At 47.7% G+C, this 14770-nt stretch carries 14 protein-coding genes; 10 read left to right on the top strand and 4 right to left on the bottom strand.

What is annotated here, in order from left to right:
- Positions 1-514: 514 nt before the first annotated feature.
- The 10 genes from ACSV5M_RS18140 (at position 515) to arsJ (ending at position 10022) form a co-directional block, all read left to right on the top strand.
- Positions 515-844 carry a hypothetical protein gene (locus tag ACSV5M_RS18140; protein ID WP_439177905.1) on the top strand — a complete coding sequence of 110 codons (330 nt, stop codon included), beginning with the start codon at positions 515-517 and terminating at the stop codon, positions 842-844.
- Positions 845-951: 107 nt separating this feature from the next.
- On the top strand, positions 952-1320 hold the full coding sequence (locus tag ACSV5M_RS18135) for a hypothetical protein (RefSeq protein WP_439177903.1): 369 nt from the start codon (positions 952-954) through the stop codon (positions 1318-1320).
- Positions 1321-1366: 46 nt separating this feature from the next.
- The gene (locus tag ACSV5M_RS18130; protein WP_439177902.1) at positions 1367-1693 is read left to right on the top strand and encodes a response regulator receiver protein; all 327 of its coding nucleotides are present in this window, start codon (positions 1367-1369) and stop codon (positions 1691-1693) included.
- A 557-nt stretch (positions 1694-2250) separates the two neighbouring features.
- Complete coding sequence (locus ACSV5M_RS18125; protein WP_439177901.1) at positions 2251-3360, top strand: efflux RND transporter periplasmic adaptor subunit; 1110 nt, start codon at positions 2251-2253, stop codon at positions 3358-3360.
- Positions 3360-6410, top strand: a complete 3051-nt coding sequence (locus ACSV5M_RS18120; RefSeq protein WP_439177900.1) for an efflux RND transporter permease subunit — start codon at positions 3360-3362, stop codon at positions 6408-6410. The genes ACSV5M_RS18125 and ACSV5M_RS18120 overlap by 1 nt, the downstream gene beginning before the upstream one ends.
- A gap of 47 nt (positions 6411-6457) precedes the next feature.
- A complete protein-coding gene (locus ACSV5M_RS18115) occupies positions 6458-6868 on the top strand; it encodes an acyl-CoA thioesterase (RefSeq protein WP_439177899.1) in 411 nt (136 codons plus the stop codon).
- Positions 6869-7052: 184 nt separating this feature from the next.
- On the top strand, positions 7053-7397 hold the full coding sequence (locus ACSV5M_RS18110; RefSeq protein ID WP_439177898.1) for a metalloregulator ArsR/SmtB family transcription factor: 345 nt from the start codon (positions 7053-7055) through the stop codon (positions 7395-7397).
- Positions 7397-7660, top strand: a complete 264-nt coding sequence (locus ACSV5M_RS18105) for an NAD(P)H-dependent oxidoreductase (protein ID WP_439177897.1) — start codon at positions 7397-7399, stop codon at positions 7658-7660. The genes ACSV5M_RS18110 and ACSV5M_RS18105 overlap by 1 nt, the downstream gene beginning before the upstream one ends.
- Positions 7661-7780: 120 nt before the next feature.
- Positions 7781-8788 (top strand): ArsJ-associated glyceraldehyde-3-phosphate dehydrogenase, encoded by a 1008-nt coding sequence (locus ACSV5M_RS18100; protein WP_439177896.1) that lies wholly within the window; start codon positions 7781-7783, stop codon positions 8786-8788.
- Positions 8789-8798: 10 nt separating this feature from the next.
- Positions 8799-10022: an organoarsenical effux MFS transporter ArsJ gene (arsJ, locus tag ACSV5M_RS18095; RefSeq protein WP_439177895.1), complete on the top strand. Its 1224-nt coding sequence runs from the start codon at positions 8799-8801 to the stop codon at positions 10020-10022.
- A 56-nt stretch (positions 10023-10078) separates the two neighbouring features.
- Here arsJ and ACSV5M_RS18090 read toward each other — a convergent pair whose 3' ends face one another.
- The 4 genes from ACSV5M_RS18090 to ACSV5M_RS18075 form a co-directional block, all read right to left on the bottom strand.
- Complete coding sequence (locus ACSV5M_RS18090) at positions 10079-10387, bottom strand: chromate transporter (protein WP_439177943.1); 309 nt, start codon at positions 10385-10387, stop codon at positions 10079-10081.
- A 180-nt stretch (positions 10388-10567) separates the two neighbouring features.
- On the bottom strand, positions 10568-10882 hold the full coding sequence (locus ACSV5M_RS18085) for a chromate transporter (protein ID WP_439177942.1): 315 nt from the start codon (positions 10880-10882) through the stop codon (positions 10568-10570).
- Positions 10883-10990: 108 nt separating this feature from the next.
- Positions 10991-11716: a hypothetical protein gene (locus ACSV5M_RS18080; protein WP_439177894.1), complete on the bottom strand. Its 726-nt coding sequence runs from the start codon at positions 11714-11716 to the stop codon at positions 10991-10993.
- Between the two features lie 306 nt (positions 11717-12022).
- The gene (locus tag ACSV5M_RS18075; RefSeq protein ID WP_439177893.1) at positions 12023-14710 is read right to left on the bottom strand and encodes a TonB-dependent receptor domain-containing protein; all 2688 of its coding nucleotides are present in this window, start codon (positions 14708-14710) and stop codon (positions 12023-12025) included.
- Positions 14711-14770 lie beyond the last annotated feature (60 nt).

The following is a 14770-nucleotide window of genomic DNA, read 5'->3' as shown; positions in this document are numbered from 1 at the left end:
AGTTTCTTTAGAAAGTAAATTATCTCACCAAATATTAAGTGCCTCTGTGGAGGCTCTGTTTCCAAAGTGGCTTGGATGGTTATTATGCTTTTTTCTCTGCTATTAAAAATGTCAGCTGTAGGTAGATATTGGTAAACTTTTGCGAAATAGGCGGTCTCTGAATAGTGATATTAGATATATTACATTCAGGCAAATGCCTCATCTCTGTGTGTATTCTTGTGTGCACATCGGCGTGATGTGGGGATGAATTTAATCGAGTGCTATCCATTTATACTTTGTCGGCGGTCAGGATAAAAGCCTGTGATATGTGGTATACAGTGTCCATGCTAATAAAAATTCCTTCGGCCTTGGATGATTGAGATTTGATCTTTAAACTATAGACTTCTAAAGTCTTTAAAATTTGAGAAATATCAAGTTTTCCAATTACGATAAGGTCGGATAGTACTATAAACCAATTTGTTATTGGTCGTATTTTGTTAGGTTATAAGACTTAATAATTAATAAGGAGTGCACAATGAAAAAGATTAAAAAAATGGTTTTGTTGTCAATACTTTTGATGTTTTCTACGGTTGTGTCGGCAGAACCTTGGTCAACATTGACGAATGTAATAGAGGTTTATCCTAATACCGTAGGATTAGTATTTGTTACCTCTTATGCCAATACACAAATTAGTACTTGCGATAATGGTAAGCGTTTTTCTATCTCAAAAGATCATCCTAATTACGATGTAATGGCGAGTGCAATGCTTGCTGCTTTTATGGCAGATGAAAAGATAGTTTTTCATATTGAGTCTGGCCAAAATGGTTGTCAGCCAACAATCGATAGATTCAGAGTTTTGAAGTAAGGGAAAATGTCGTCTTCGATTAAGAAGGTGTGGGTCCTGCCTTTAAGGTATGTACGGAATTAGGCATCTTTGTGTGAGGCTATATGAACTATTTGTTGGGTTAAAATATGGAACTTATTAAATTAACAAGGCAAGAATTTCATTCGAGGAAATTTTTGGCTGTTGCAATGCTTCATTTTTCAATTGTTATATCAGTTTTTTCTTCGCATTCTACATTCGCGGCAAGGTACTGGCCGAGCCAAACTCTTACAGAATGGACGCTATCTCTAAATAATGGTGTTGCCTATATTACATCCAACCAAATACCCGATCATTGTGAACATTCTCGCGCGCAAATCGATATGGGTGGGACAGATTTTGATCGGGCGTTATACGCATATGCTTTGTCGGCGAAAGCTAGGGATAAAAGCCTGCGTTATGTGATTGATAGTGACCATACTGATTGCGTTATTTCGGCCCTGGATGAACGAGATTAACTCTTGGGCGGTGGAATTCTAGAGTCTTTAACTCAAGGAAAATCTTATGAGATATTTACTTATTTGTGTTCTGTTTTTAAGTTCGTTGGCTTTCTCAGCAGAACAAAGTCACACAGCAGAAATTCGTAGAATATACCCTGTGGCAAACGGCGATTTTGTCTTGTCTTTCAAGACTGAATCTGAGCACTGTACAAATGGCTCTAGTCCAAAACATTATTATGTATCCGTGGGGGAAAATGCGGTTACTCAGGAGGGTTCTGAGAAAATGCTGAGTGTTGCTCTCGTAGCTGCATCAACGGGTAAGCCAATAACAATCAGATTTAGTGATGCTACAAACCAATGTTTTATTAATCGTCTTTTTGTTGGTTTTTAAGGAAAAAATATAATTAATTGCTTTAAAAAAATTTTGCATTTGACTAATTTGGTATTTTTTTCTGACGCTATCTGGTATTGCCAGCATTGCGTTTTCTGCAGCTCAGGAATGTCGTACATTGGCGGACGGCAATTATTGTGTCTATGAGGGAAAAGTAAGATCGTTTTACGTAAAATCTAATAATCTTATGTTGATATGCTTCGATGCTACTTTTGATCCTGCGATAGCAGTCAGTGTGGGGTTTAATGTGTAGAGTGGAAGCGCGGCAGCTTTTCTGATAGCAGACTCTCCAGATTTTGGAAAATTACTTTACTCTACTGCGCTTGCCGCTCAATCAACTGGTCGCAGCATTAAATTGCAAATGCGAGGCACTGTAAGTGGCTACCTTAAGATTGATCGTATTTGGCTGGATGAGTAGTGCTAATAACAATGTGGCAATTCGCACAGACCCATACCCAAATAATCCTCGACCATGCGGCATGATCTGCCGCTTCATTTATCAGTGTCTTTATTAAAAAATCGGCGGCATTTCCACTCAACACTATCAGGTGAACCGGATGCCGTTTCCCCCCGCATTTCGCGAACGTTTACAGCGCCTTCAGCGCAATCATCTTATCGTTGCTCTCGTGCTGGCTGGCTTGTTAATTCTCTGGCTGGCCAGCGGCGATTTTTTGCGCGCTAAAGATGAACCGCCCGAGGAACAGCCTCAGCCGGAGGATTCCAAAGCATTTCGGGTAGAGACGTCGGTATTGGAGGCCGAACCACATTCACCGGTACATGTGGTGCAAGGTGAGTTGTTGCCAATAAGAGAGGTCGAGATTCTCAGCCAGACCAGCGCGCACCTGACCGAGCGGGCGGTGGATTGGGGCGCTGTGGTTGCCGAGGGAGACGTGTTGTTTCGGCTGGATCCGGAGGCGCGCGCAGCGGAGTTGGCGCAGGCTGAGGCGGCGCTGGCGTTGAGTCAGGCTGAGCTGAAAGGTGGCGAGGTTTTGCGTCGTAAAAATCTGCTGTCGGAAACAGAATATTTGCGTTTGAAATCAGCTGCCGCATCCGCTTATGCCGAGCGTGAGCAGAGTGCCTTGCAATTGGCTTATTCAAAAATCCGCGCCCCCTTTGCCGGTGTGATAGATCGCTTGCCAGTGGAAGAGGGCGATTATGTTCAAGTGGGGGAACCACTGGCCACCCTGGTGGATATTGCGGTGTTGCGTTTGATTGCTTATGTACCGCAACAACAAATTTATGCGTTGCGCCCAGGGCAATCGGTGGAAGCAAAATTGCTCGACGGCTCGACACTGCCAGGCATCCTGACCTTTGTGGCCAGTCGTGCAGAAAGCAGCACGCGCAGTTTTCGTATAGAAGCACAAGTGGATAACCCCGAGCGCCGCCGCATCGCCGGATCAAGTGCCACGTTGACTGTGCGCCTGTCAGATCAAAAAGCGCATCGACTTTCGCCCGCTTTGCTGTCATTGGGCGAGGGTGGTCAACTAGGTATTAAATCCATCGATGCCGAGCGCAAGGTCACATTTCTGCCGGTGGAGATTCTCAGCTTTGACCCGGATGGTGTCTGGGTCGGTGGCCTGCCGGAAGAGGTTGAAGTCATTACGCTTGGCGCCGGGTTTGTAACAGCTGGCGACCCGGTTAATCCGGTAAGCGCGGAGCAACCCTGATGGAAACCTTGATCCGCGCGGCTCTGGATCGCAGTCGAGCCACCTTGTTGATGTTCGTGTGTTTGCTGATTGCCGGTATCGCCGCCTATGTGGCCATTCCCAAAGAAGCCAATCCCGACGTCGCTATTCCGATGATGTATGTCTCCGTCACGCTGGATGGCATCAGCCCGGAAGATGCGGATCGGCTGCTGGTCAGGCCTCTGGAGCAGGAGCTGCGTTCGCTGGAGGGCGTGAAGGAAATGGTATCCATCTCCAGCGAAGGTCATGCGTCAGTCATGCTGGAGTTCGATGCTGGTTTCGATGCGCGCCGCGCACTGCAGGATGTGCGCGAACGCGTTGATGCGGCGCGTTCGTTTTTTCCTACTGAAGCCGATGAGCCGCGTGTTCACGAAGTCAATGTTGCGTTATTCCCTGTGTTGTCTGTCGCGCTTTCCGGCCCCATTCCTGAAGCGGAATTAATTTATATTGCGCGGCGTATCAAGCAGGAGCTGGAAGCGATTCCCGAGGTGCTTGAAGTCGATGTCGGTGGTGATCGTGAAGACTTACTGGAAATTGTGGCCCAGCCGCAAGTACTCGACAGCTATCAAATTGATTACAACCAATTATTTGATCTGGTCTCACGCAACAATCGTTTGATTGCGGCGGGCAGCCTCGACACAGGCGCCGGTGCCATGCCGTTAAAGGTGCCCGGCGTTATTGAAACCATTGAAGACGTGTACTCCATTCCCGTGAAAGTGGATGGCGACAGCGTCGTGACCTTTGGTGATATCGCGCTACTGCGTCGTACCTTTAAAGACCCGACCGGTTTTGCGCGCATCAACGGCCAGCCGGGTATTGTGCTGGAAGTGAGTAAACGGACCGGCGCCAACATTATTGAGACGATTGCCAAGGTCAAGGCAACCATGGAGCAAGCCGATAACCTGCTGCCCGAGGGTATTGAAGTGAACTACATCATGGACCAATCCAAGGAAGTGGAGATGATGTTGTCGGACCTGCTTAACAATGTGCTGACGGCCGTAGTGCTGGTACTTATTTTAATTATTGCCACCATGGGGCTACGTTCAGCGGTGCTCGTGGGCCTGGCAATTCCCGGTGCGTTTTTAACGGGCATTTTGTTGATCTGGGCGGTGGGTTACACCATGAATATCATTGTGCTTTTTGCACTGATTCTGGTGGCCGGCATGCTGGTAGATGGTGCGATTGTGGTGAGTGAATTGGCCGATCGGTACCTCCATGAAGGGCAGGGTCCGAAAGAGGCCTGGATCAACGCGGCAGCACGCATGAGTTGGCCGGTTATTGCCTCCACCGCCACCACCTTGTCGGTGTTTTTCCCGCTGTTATTCTGGCCGGGTGTGGTGGGCGAATTTATGAAATACCTGCCGGCGACAGTGATTTTATGTTTGCTGGCATCGCTACTGATGGCACTGATTTTTTTGCCGACGATGGGGGCCGTGAGTACGAAAAAACCCGCGCAGGAAGAGCCGGTCAGTGGCAAGTTTATGGAAAAATACCGCCACGCTTTGGGCACCTTATTGCGTTATCCCGGCTATACATTCCTTGGCACTTTAGGTCTTATCGTCGTTATCTATATTGCCTACATGCAATTTAATCACGGGGTAGAATTTTTTCCTGACATTGAGCCGGAAACGGTGCAGCTTCATGTGCGTGCGCGCGGCGATTTATCCATTTATGAAAAAGATCGGGTGCTCAAACGGATTGAAAAACGCCTTGCAAACTATTCCGAAGTGGAAGCCGTTTACGCGCGCAGCTTTGCCATGCCGGACGAGCAGATGGGGACGGACGTCATTGGCGTTTTGCAATTCCAGTTAATTGATTGGCATGAGCGCCGTCGCGCCAGGGAGATTACGGACGCAATGTACGCTGCCGTTGCCGACATACCCGGTATTGTGCTGGAGTTCCGCGAGCAGGAGCAGGGACCAGGGCAGGGGAAGCCGGTTCAATTGCGGGTGAGCGCAACCGATCCTGCCTTGATGGATGAAGCCGTAACCCAAGTGCGCAATCTGATGGAAGAGATCGGTGGCTTTATCGATATTGAGGATGACCGCACCTTACCCGGTATTGAATGGCGGATTGAAGTTGATCGCGAAGCGGCGGCGCGGCTTGGTGCGGATGTGCTGACTGTCGGTAATGCGGTGCAGTTGGTTACCAACGGCTTGCTGTTGGCGACTTATCGCCCGGAAGATGCAACCGATGAAGTGGATATTCGGGTACGCCTGCCGGGCGACTGGCGTTCCATCGAGCAGCTCTCACGCTTGACCGTAAACACCACACGCGGGCAGGTTGCCTTACCCTATTTTGTTGATGTGCTGCCCGCACAAAAAACCGGCACGGTACGGCGCGTGGACAGCATGCGCACCACAACGATCCAGGCGGATATTGCACCGGGCGAGCGATTGGACGCTTTATTAGATCAACTGCGCGAAAAATATGATCAATTGCCGGAGGGCGTGGAGATAAGAATTGACGGTGAAGATGCTGACCAGCGTGAGGCTGCACAATTTTTAATGTCGGCATTTTTAATTGCGATCTTTTTGATGGCATTGATCCTGATTATCCAATTCAACAGTGTCTACCAAACGATGTTGGTATTGTCCGCTATTGTGTTTTCCACCGCTGGCGTACTGCTCGGCTTATTGGTGAATGGACAGTCCTTCGGGGTCGTGATGGTAGGGATGGGTGTGATCGCGTTGGCCGGTATTGTGGTAAATAACAATATTATTTTGATCGACACCTATAATATTCTGCGCCGTGACGGGATGAACCCCTATGAAGCCGCATTGGAAACCGGCTGCCTCAGGCTCCGACCGGTCTTGCTTACGGCGGTAACTACCATTCTCGGTTTAATGCCCATGGTATTGGGGGTTAACGTCAATTTGCTTGAGCCCAGCCTGGGGTGGGGTGCGCCTTCCACGCAATGGTGGACCCAGCTCTCCAGCGCCATAGCCGGCGGCCTCACCTTTGCCACACTACTCACGCTGCTGTTGACGCCGTGTATGTTAATTCTGGGTGCGAGATTTCTTAAGCGTTGATATTATGCCACTTCTTTTTAACATCGCTTTTAAGGAATAGATTAACCATGACAACCTTCAAGCTCGATTTCAAAGTGCGTGATTATGAGTGTGATATTCAGGGTATTGTTAACAATGGCGTCTATCAAAATTATCTTGAACATGCACGGCACGAATTCCTGCTGGAGCGCGGTGTCAATTTTGCCGAGCTGGCAGCGCAGGGCGTCAACCTGGTGGTCCTGCGTGCGGAATTGGATTACAAATGGCCATTAAAAAGCGGCGATGAATTTTATGTGGATGTTGTGGTAGAACAATCATCACGGGTTAAGTTTGATTTCGTGCAGAATATTTACCGTAAATCAGATGACAAGCTATGCCTGAGTGCGCGAATTACCGGTACCTCGCTCAATGAACGTGGACGCCCCTTTGTGCCCGACGCTGTCGCCGCATTGTTTAGCAAGACAAATACCTCCATCTGAACCGGGCGATATCCGCCTCGTTTTCCTGTCTTCATGCTCGTCGGCTTCGTCCTACCCTGATTAGGTAATCGCTGGCAATAGGATCTATTGAAATTGGTCCTTTTGCCGGATATGCTTTGTCAATATATATGGATATACGAATATGTATATGTATTGATGCATCGATAACCACAGTGAAGCGCTTATGAATATGCTATCCCCTGACCAATTTGGAAAATGCCTGGCTGATGAAACGCGCGCCCGTATTGCGCTGTTGATCGCGGGTGAAAAAGAATTGTGCGTATGCGAGCTTACTCATGCTTTAGATGAAACCCAGCCAAAAATTTCCCGTCACTTGGCCCAGTTACGTAGTTGCGGATTTTTGGCAGATCGGCGACAGGGGCAGTGGGTATATTACCGGCTACACCAGGACATGCCAGGGTGGGCCAAAAAGACGTTGAAAGTGATGCGCGAATCCCATGGGGAATGGCTTGCGGATAACCTGCAACGTTTGCACGCAATGCATGACCGACCGCAACGCTGTTGTTGATGGTGCAGGAGCTGCGCGAGTTAGTTTGGTGGTCCGAAGGGCAGGTGTGGTGCTCGCCGGAACGACACGGTTCCATGAGTGCGGTATTTAAAGCGCAAATCGACTGGATTCCGTTGTCGATGGGTGCGATTCGGTCAACTCAGGGCAAGACGCTGGCCGTGATGCAAGTCTGCGACGGTTCACAATCGTTTAACGTCGTCAACCAGTTGCGTGTATTGGGGCGTTGGATGCGTATGTTCACCATAAGCCTTTCAGTAGTGTGACGATGAAAGCCGCATGAAGCCTTCTTCTTACTATGATCGCGTATTGAATCCGCTGAAGCAGTCAGTCGGCGAGTTAACCAATCTTCTATTTAATGCTTTGCGGGAAGCAGGAGTTAATAAGTGAAAAAAATCAAAGTAGGTATTAACGGATTTGGCCGTATTGGCCGTTTAGCGCTGCGCGCATCCTGGCACTGGCCGGAGTTTGAATTTGTGCAGATTAATGATCCGGCGGCTGATGCGGCTACTTATGCACACTTGCTGAAATTCGATTCGGTGCAGGGTATCTGGCCGGAAGATGTGCAGGCCGACAGTGACCATATTTTTATCAACGACCAATCGATAACTGTGACAACGCAAAAAACCATTGCAGATACTGACTGGTCCGGCTGTGATGTGGTAATTGAATCCAGCGGCAAGATGAAGTCAGTGGCGGTATTGCAAGCCTATCTGGATCAAGGTGTGAAACGTGTTGTGGTGAGCGCGCCGGTGAAAGAGCAGGGCGCTTTGAATATTGTGATGGGTGTTAATCATCACTGGTTTAATCCTGCGGAGCATCGCATTGTTACGGCAGCATCCTGCACAACCAATTGCCTCGCTCCCGTGGTTAAAGTGATTCACGAGAAGCTGGGGATTCGTCATGGCTCCATTACAACCATCCATGACTTAACGAATACGCAATCCATTTTGGACCAACCACACAAAGATATGCGCCGGGCTCGTGCGTCCGGGTTAAATTTAATTCCTACTACAACGGGCTCTGCAACGGCCATTGCGGAGATATTTCCTGAGTTACGCGGCCGCTTGAATGGCCATGCCGTTCGGGTGCCGCTGGCAAATGCATCCTTAACCGATTGTGTCTTTGAAGTTGAGCGTGCAACCAATGTAGAAGAGGTTAATGGTTTTCTGAAAGCAGCAAGTCAGGCCGAACTTAAAGATATTCTGGGTTATGAAGAACGCCCGCTGGTTTCTACCGATTATTGTGGTGATCCTCGTTCTTCGATTGTTGATGCCTTGTCGACATTGGTTATTAATAATACCCAAGTGAAAATCTATGCCTGGTACGACAACGAGTGGGGATACGCCAATCGTACAGTGGAGCTTGCACGCATGGTCGGCTTGGCCGGTTGAGGATTATTCTATGACAACCACAGCAGGCAAGCCGCTGAGTGCTGAGATAAAGCAATATCTGGTGGTCACTGGTAATTACTGGGCGTTTACCCTGACCGATGGCGCTTTGCGCATGTTGGTGGTATTGCATTTCCACCAGTTGGGCTATAGCCCGTTGCAAATTGCAGCTTTGTTTTTGTTTTATGAAATCTTCGGTGTAATTACCAATTTAATCGGGGGCTACCTCGGCGCGCGCATCGGTTTGAACCGCACCATGAATATCGGTTTGGCGCTGCAAGTTGTCGCGTTACTGATGCTCGCCGTACCTTCCGCGATGTTGACTGTGGTGTGGGTAATGGCAGCCCAGGCATTATCCGGTATCGCTAAAGACCTCAACAAGATGAGTGCAAAAAGCTCGATTAAATTGTTGGTGCCTGGCGATCAGCAAGGCCAGCTGTTCAAGTGGGTGGCCTTATTAACGGGTTCTAAAAACGCGTTAAAGGGTGTGGGCTTTTTCCTTGGTGGTGCTTTACTGACGTTAATCGGTTTTACCGGTGCTGTTGTGGCAATGGCAGCGGCGTTGTTGATTATCTGGTTGGCCAGTTTAATTTTATTGAAAAAAGACTTGGGCAAAGCAAAAGCGAAACCCAAATTTAACGCGTTATTTTCTAAAAGTCGCGCGATCAATGTCTTGTCTGCCGCACGATTGTTTTTATTTGGTGCGCGGGATGTCTGGTTTGTTATTGCCTTGCCGGTATTTCTGAGTAGTCAATTGGGATGGGATTTTTGGTGGGTCGGCGGATTCCTGGCGGCGTGGGTGATTGGCTACGGTATTGTGCAATCCATTGCGCCAATGCTGATAAAACGCTCACAATCTGCATCACCTGGCGGATCTGAAGCCTTGTTATGGGCAATCGTGCTTACCATTATTCCAGCGGCAATTGCCTTTGGTTTGAAAGCAGGCCTCCCTATAGCAACGATTTTAATTGGTGGACTGTTGATATTTGGGGTTGTTTTCGCGATTAACTCTTCGCTGCACAGCTACCTGATTGTGAGTTATGCAAAGGAAGATGGTGTGTCGCTGGATGTAGGGTTTTATTACATGGCTAATGCAGCTGGACGCTTGCTGGGTACATTACTGTCTGGGTGGGTTTATCAAGCGGCAGGGCTTACAGCATGCTTATGGATATCGTCGATGTTGATCGGTCTTGCGGCTGTGGTGTCTATCGCTTTGCCCAAGCATCACGCAGCATGAAATATCAATTTGATGAAAGGTGGCGATAGGTTGTGAAATCTGTGACGACAGCCCGGCTAGTACATATTAATGAGCCAGCCCGCAACACCACAAGCAATCACAACCAGCCAGGGCGGTAACTTCCAAAACATCAACGCAACCAGTGCGACCAATGCCAGTGAAAAATCCTGTACGGAATAGATAGCGCTGGTCCACACTGGATCATAAAGCGCCGCGAGCAACAGACCTACCACGCCAGCATTAACACCCGTCAATGCTGCCTGCACGCGGTCGTTGCGCCGCCATACATCCCAATAGGGCAATGCGCCCGCAATCAATAAAAATGACGGCAAAAAAATAGCCACCACTGCGATGAAGCCTCCCAGCCAGCCTGATAAAACGCATCAATTACCGCAAGAATGTGGGAGGAAAATACGTGTGAAAAAATCGGCAAGGCAATGAGCAACGCAGCAAAAATACTTAACCACAAGACACCGCTGTGACGATGATGTTGAGTCTTCGATGCAGGGGTAACGGTTGGATGAAGCGCTATATCCCGAGCGGCATTAAACATGGCAGTATTGAATAACCAGAGCCCAAGCACACCAGCACAGATAATCACGCCGACCTGCGTCCAGGTGGATGAAAACAATAAAACCGCACAAGCCGCCGCAACCCTGACTACTGGCCGGACCCGGCAAAAACTGGCACAGGGCAACAAGGTCGGCGTAATCACGCTCGCTCAACCACTGACGGCGCGCTACAAACTCTTCGCGAAAATAACCTAGATGTGCTACTGGCCCTCCGAAGGAGGTGAGGCCCAGGCGGAGGAAGATGGTGAAGATGTTCCAGAAATTGTTCGAGGAAGTAATGTCGGTCATTGGCTGCAGAATGGAATTTATAATTGTGAGCAGCGCAATTATACAGAGATTTATTAATTCACCAATAAAATGCCCCGCATGGCGGGGCATTCAATTAATAATCCAGCATTACTTGGCGTAATTTAGCACCGCAATATAGTGCATCTCGGTCAGCTGGTTGTTCACTAATCCGGGAATGAACCTGGTTTGTTTTAACGTGGTTTCAATAACAGCCGCGTCACGCTTGCCTTTCCCCCGGGCATCCAGCGTGCTGACACTGGCTACATCCCCATTGGTTTTTACTGTTCCGATAACGCGGGTAAGACGCCCTTTATTAAAGAAAGGCTTACCCTGAGCCCAGGTATTTTGCGAATATCCGCTAAACCAATCTTGTTGATCAAGGCGTTCCTGTGGTGCTACATAATTATATCCGTGCTGAGCCTGTAAGGTACCAAGATTAGGTAGCATTAAAATATCGGGCTGATCACCAGTACGGGAATACACCACGCGGAACTGCAGGCGGACAGGAACGGCTTGATTGTCAACTTTGGCGGGAACAAAAGAGACGCTATCAAGAGCATCCAGCGTTTGTTGGCGCAGGTTAGCAATCTCATTATCCTGATAACACAATGTATTGCTAATCATGCCGGATGTAGCAACATCGGTTTGGCAATAAACAGCTATAGTTGTAAAGCCACCTTCGAATGTATCGGGGAGATTAACTTTTGCGGTAAGTTGACTGACGGCATCGCCAAACTGCGCAGGGGTATAAGTCTCGGCGCTACTGGAGAAGGGCAGAACAGCTGCAATGATGGTCAAAGCACTGAGCATTTTTTTATAAAGAGTAGTTTGCATAGGTCCTCCTCAAAACGGAATAAGGGCATGTTATGGTGTTGATAAACGCTTGGATGCCCCATTTATGGGATCTGTTCGCGCCAGAAGAGGGCGTTAAACGATCTTGTTATAAGAGTAACAGCTGCAAATCATACTATTGTTAATAATTCATGACATTTTAGAAATATTTGAAAATATATTTTCCTATCGAAATAAGGTTGTTGATTATCTTTGTAAATTGAAACAAAAGTGTCATATTTCATCGCAATGAAATAAAAAAGCCGCTCAAAAGAGCGGCCAAAGAAGCGGAAGCCAATAAATCAATATTTAGAATGAATAACGCAAGTCCAAACTGAAACTGGTACCCACATCCTGTTCCAGAATAGTTACGTTTTGCCCTTCACTATTAACCTGTTCAAAAGTTCTTGTCTCATCAAGAATATTGCCCACTTTCAGTTTTGCCGTCAGAGACTCTGTTGGGAAGAATGAATAAACAATATCCAGAGAGTTGAAAGGTTTTTCGTAAGCATCATCATGACCATCCTGACGAGCAGCATAATAGATTCTCTCACCAAAGACGTTATAAACCAGAGAAACGCTATGCATGCCATTGTCAGAGTCATAGCCAAGCTGCATGTTGGCAACATACTCAGATTGACCGGTCATCTGGCGAATGGGGTTGGTATAACCAACATCCGCTGAAGATTCTATTTCAGAATCTGACAAGGTCACGTTACCCGATATGAAGAATCCTGCACCAATATCTTTCAAGCCTTCAAACTCCGCACCGTAAATTTCACCAGCGTCAGCGTTATAAAACGTTAATTGGATATTGTCATCGGAACCTGGTTCACGGCTCTGTTCGATAGGATCGGCAATATCCTTGTAGAACAGGGTTACAGTGAAATTATCACCGTTGTCGTAAAACCATTCTGTGCGAACTTCAAAATGATCAATCTCTGAAGAGACCAATAAAGGATTGCCTTTAACCTGAACATCAAGATCCGGGTCGATATAGTACACTTCTGAAACTTCACGCAAGTCCGGGCGAACTAGTGTTTGAGCGAAGCTCGCGCGGACCTGGAAATCTTCTGCGCCCATAAAGCCATGGTTCATGTAGGTCAGCGCCAGAGAAGGGTACCAGCCGTCATCGCGAATAGCGTAACGTTGATCCTCTTTCTGAATCGCATCAATTAAGTCTACGATGTGTTGACCGGTGTAATCGAGTAAATCGAGTGGCAGTAAAGCTTGGCGGAACTCTTCGTAGCGCGCGCCACCAGTAAGTCGCCAGGTTTCATTCCACTTTAAATCGAACATACCGTAGGCAGCATCTGTCATCTGCGCGGCGATATAGCTCTCTGTGCCCAAACCGGTACCCATCGTTAACTCAAAACGATTGTCCGGGTTATTGATGTTGGCGTTGGTGAACACATTCCCCGGTGTGTTATTTAACACCTGCGTAGGAACACCGTTAGTACCTATGTTGGCTGTATAACCAAAATACTCCCGCGCTTTATCGTTATAGCTGTAGCCTGCAGATAAGGTGATTTCGGTATTGTCGAAGAAAAGGGGAATATCAATATTTCCGCCGTAACTTTCGACATCGTCTTGGAGGTTCAGAAATTCAAATGCGGCTGTAGTCGCTGACACAAAAAGTTGTGTATTCAGGACTTCGCCGGTATCTGGATCAAGTCTATTGCTGCCCTTGACCGTGGCTTTTCCAGGAATATTTGTCTCCACGCTGGAGTCAGAATAAAACCAATCGACATTAATAGTGCCCAGAATACTACCAGACAACTGATCAAACTTATGCTCGCCGAGTGCCTGATAAACTTCCAGTTCCCGCTCTTCATAACGTGTTATGTAATCGATAAGTTGACGATCCCCACTGGCTAAGTTGTTGGCATCATAACCGGCCTGGATTTGTGCTTCATCTTCTGTAATATCAATTTTGTAAGCATTCAATTCCAGATTGTGAAAGTCCTGGAAATTCAATCCCACATTGAAGCTCAGTAACTCCCTTGTTTCTTCAATAGTACGATCAACTTGCGTGTAAATATCTTCCGGATTGTCGATGCCTTGGCGGAATTGATTTTTGTTACGAACTTCCTGATCGTGAGAGGCGTTTACCACGGCTCCAAAACGCCAATCATCTCCAATACTCCATGAGTTGCCCAGAGCAACCGCACCATTGATATCAATAGGATTGGATTTTTTTTCAATTTCAATATTGCGATTCAAACTCAGAATCAGATCACGGTTGATTTGACGGGCTTGTAATATCTGCTCCTGAGATGGAGAGCCTCCATCAGTATCAATAATGTCAGCAATATTGTTGATATTGAGTCGACCTTGGTATGTATCTAATGCAGTACTGATGGCAGCAGGAAGGCCATCAACCGCTCCACCGCTACGATAGCTTAGCCCATCATTAGAGCTTTCCGAATTCATACCTGTTCCGATAGCCATTTCAAACAGGAATTCTTCAGGAATGCTTTTTGTTTTGATATCAACATTACCGCCGCCGAAATGTGCAGGTAAGTCCGGAGAATAGGACTTTTGAACTTTCAGGTTTTCTACAATAGAGGAGGGGATAATATCCAAGGGTAAGACGTTGCGTGTCAGTTCCGGCGACGGTACCGCTGCACCATTTAGCTGGACACTGGCGTAACGCTCACCCAGACCGCGAACATACACGTATTGGCCTTCTTTTACAGTAACACCAGGGACGCGTAAAAGCGCCATGGCTACGTCAGAGTCGCCGGCGCGCGCGATTTGATCTGCACCAAGGATGTCGGCAGAGAATGCTTGTTCCAGCCGTTGCTCAACGACTGATTGCGCACCGCTTTTCAAGCGGCCACTGACAATCATTTCTTCAATAACCGGTGCGACAATAGGCGATACAACAGGGGGCTCTTGTTCCTGCGCGCTGACAGCGCTGCCGGTACACATCGCAAGAGAGGCGGCGGTAATGGCCAGTCCCAATTGACGCTGCTTTGTGTTTAATTTACGCATGATAAAAAACCTTTTCAAAACAGGTTGATGTTGTGGCGCTGGCTATTTAGCAATGAGGCG

The sequence above is a fragment of the Cellvibrio sp. ARAG 10.3 genome (genome assembly GCF_051846955.1).
Lineage (GTDB): Bacteria > Pseudomonadota > Gammaproteobacteria > Pseudomonadales > Cellvibrionaceae > Cellvibrio.
Note: the sequence above shows the minus strand (reverse complement) of the source record. Positions and strands in the feature narration are given on the sequence as shown.

What these genes read in the sequence shown, in the direction of transcription:
- ACSV5M_RS18115 (WP_439177899.1), top strand. Translation starts at nt 6,458, where the DNA reads ATGACAACCTTCAAGCTCGATTTCAAAGTGCGTGATTATGAGTGTGAT.
- ACSV5M_RS18135 (WP_439177903.1), top strand. Translation starts at nt 952, where the DNA reads ATGGAACTTATTAAATTAACAAGGCAAGAATTTCATTCGAGGAAATTT.
- ACSV5M_RS18080 (WP_439177894.1), bottom strand. Translation starts at nt 11,716, where the DNA reads ATGCAAACTACTCTTTATAAAAAAATGCTCAGTGCTTTGACCATCATT.
- ACSV5M_RS18075 (WP_439177893.1), bottom strand. Translation starts at nt 14,710, where the DNA reads ATGCGTAAATTAAACACAAAGCAGCGTCAATTGGGACTGGCCATTACC.
- ACSV5M_RS18105 (WP_439177897.1), top strand. Translation starts at nt 7,397, where the DNA reads ATGGTGCAGGAGCTGCGCGAGTTAGTTTGGTGGTCCGAAGGGCAGGTG.
- ACSV5M_RS18130 (WP_439177902.1), top strand. Translation starts at nt 1,367, where the DNA reads ATGAGATATTTACTTATTTGTGTTCTGTTTTTAAGTTCGTTGGCTTTC.
- arsJ (WP_439177895.1), top strand. Translation starts at nt 8,799, where the DNA reads ATGACAACCACAGCAGGCAAGCCGCTGAGTGCTGAGATAAAGCAATAT.
- ACSV5M_RS18110 (WP_439177898.1), top strand. Translation starts at nt 7,053, where the DNA reads ATGAATATGCTATCCCCTGACCAATTTGGAAAATGCCTGGCTGATGAA.
- ACSV5M_RS18120 (WP_439177900.1), top strand. Translation starts at nt 3,360, where the DNA reads ATGGAAACCTTGATCCGCGCGGCTCTGGATCGCAGTCGAGCCACCTTG.
- ACSV5M_RS18085 (WP_439177942.1), bottom strand. Translation starts at nt 10,882, where the DNA reads ATGACCGACATTACTTCCTCGAACAATTTCTGGAACATCTTCACCATC.
- ACSV5M_RS18140 (WP_439177905.1), top strand. Translation starts at nt 515, where the DNA reads ATGAAAAAGATTAAAAAAATGGTTTTGTTGTCAATACTTTTGATGTTT.
- ACSV5M_RS18125 (WP_439177901.1), top strand. Translation starts at nt 2,251, where the DNA reads ATGCCGTTTCCCCCCGCATTTCGCGAACGTTTACAGCGCCTTCAGCGC.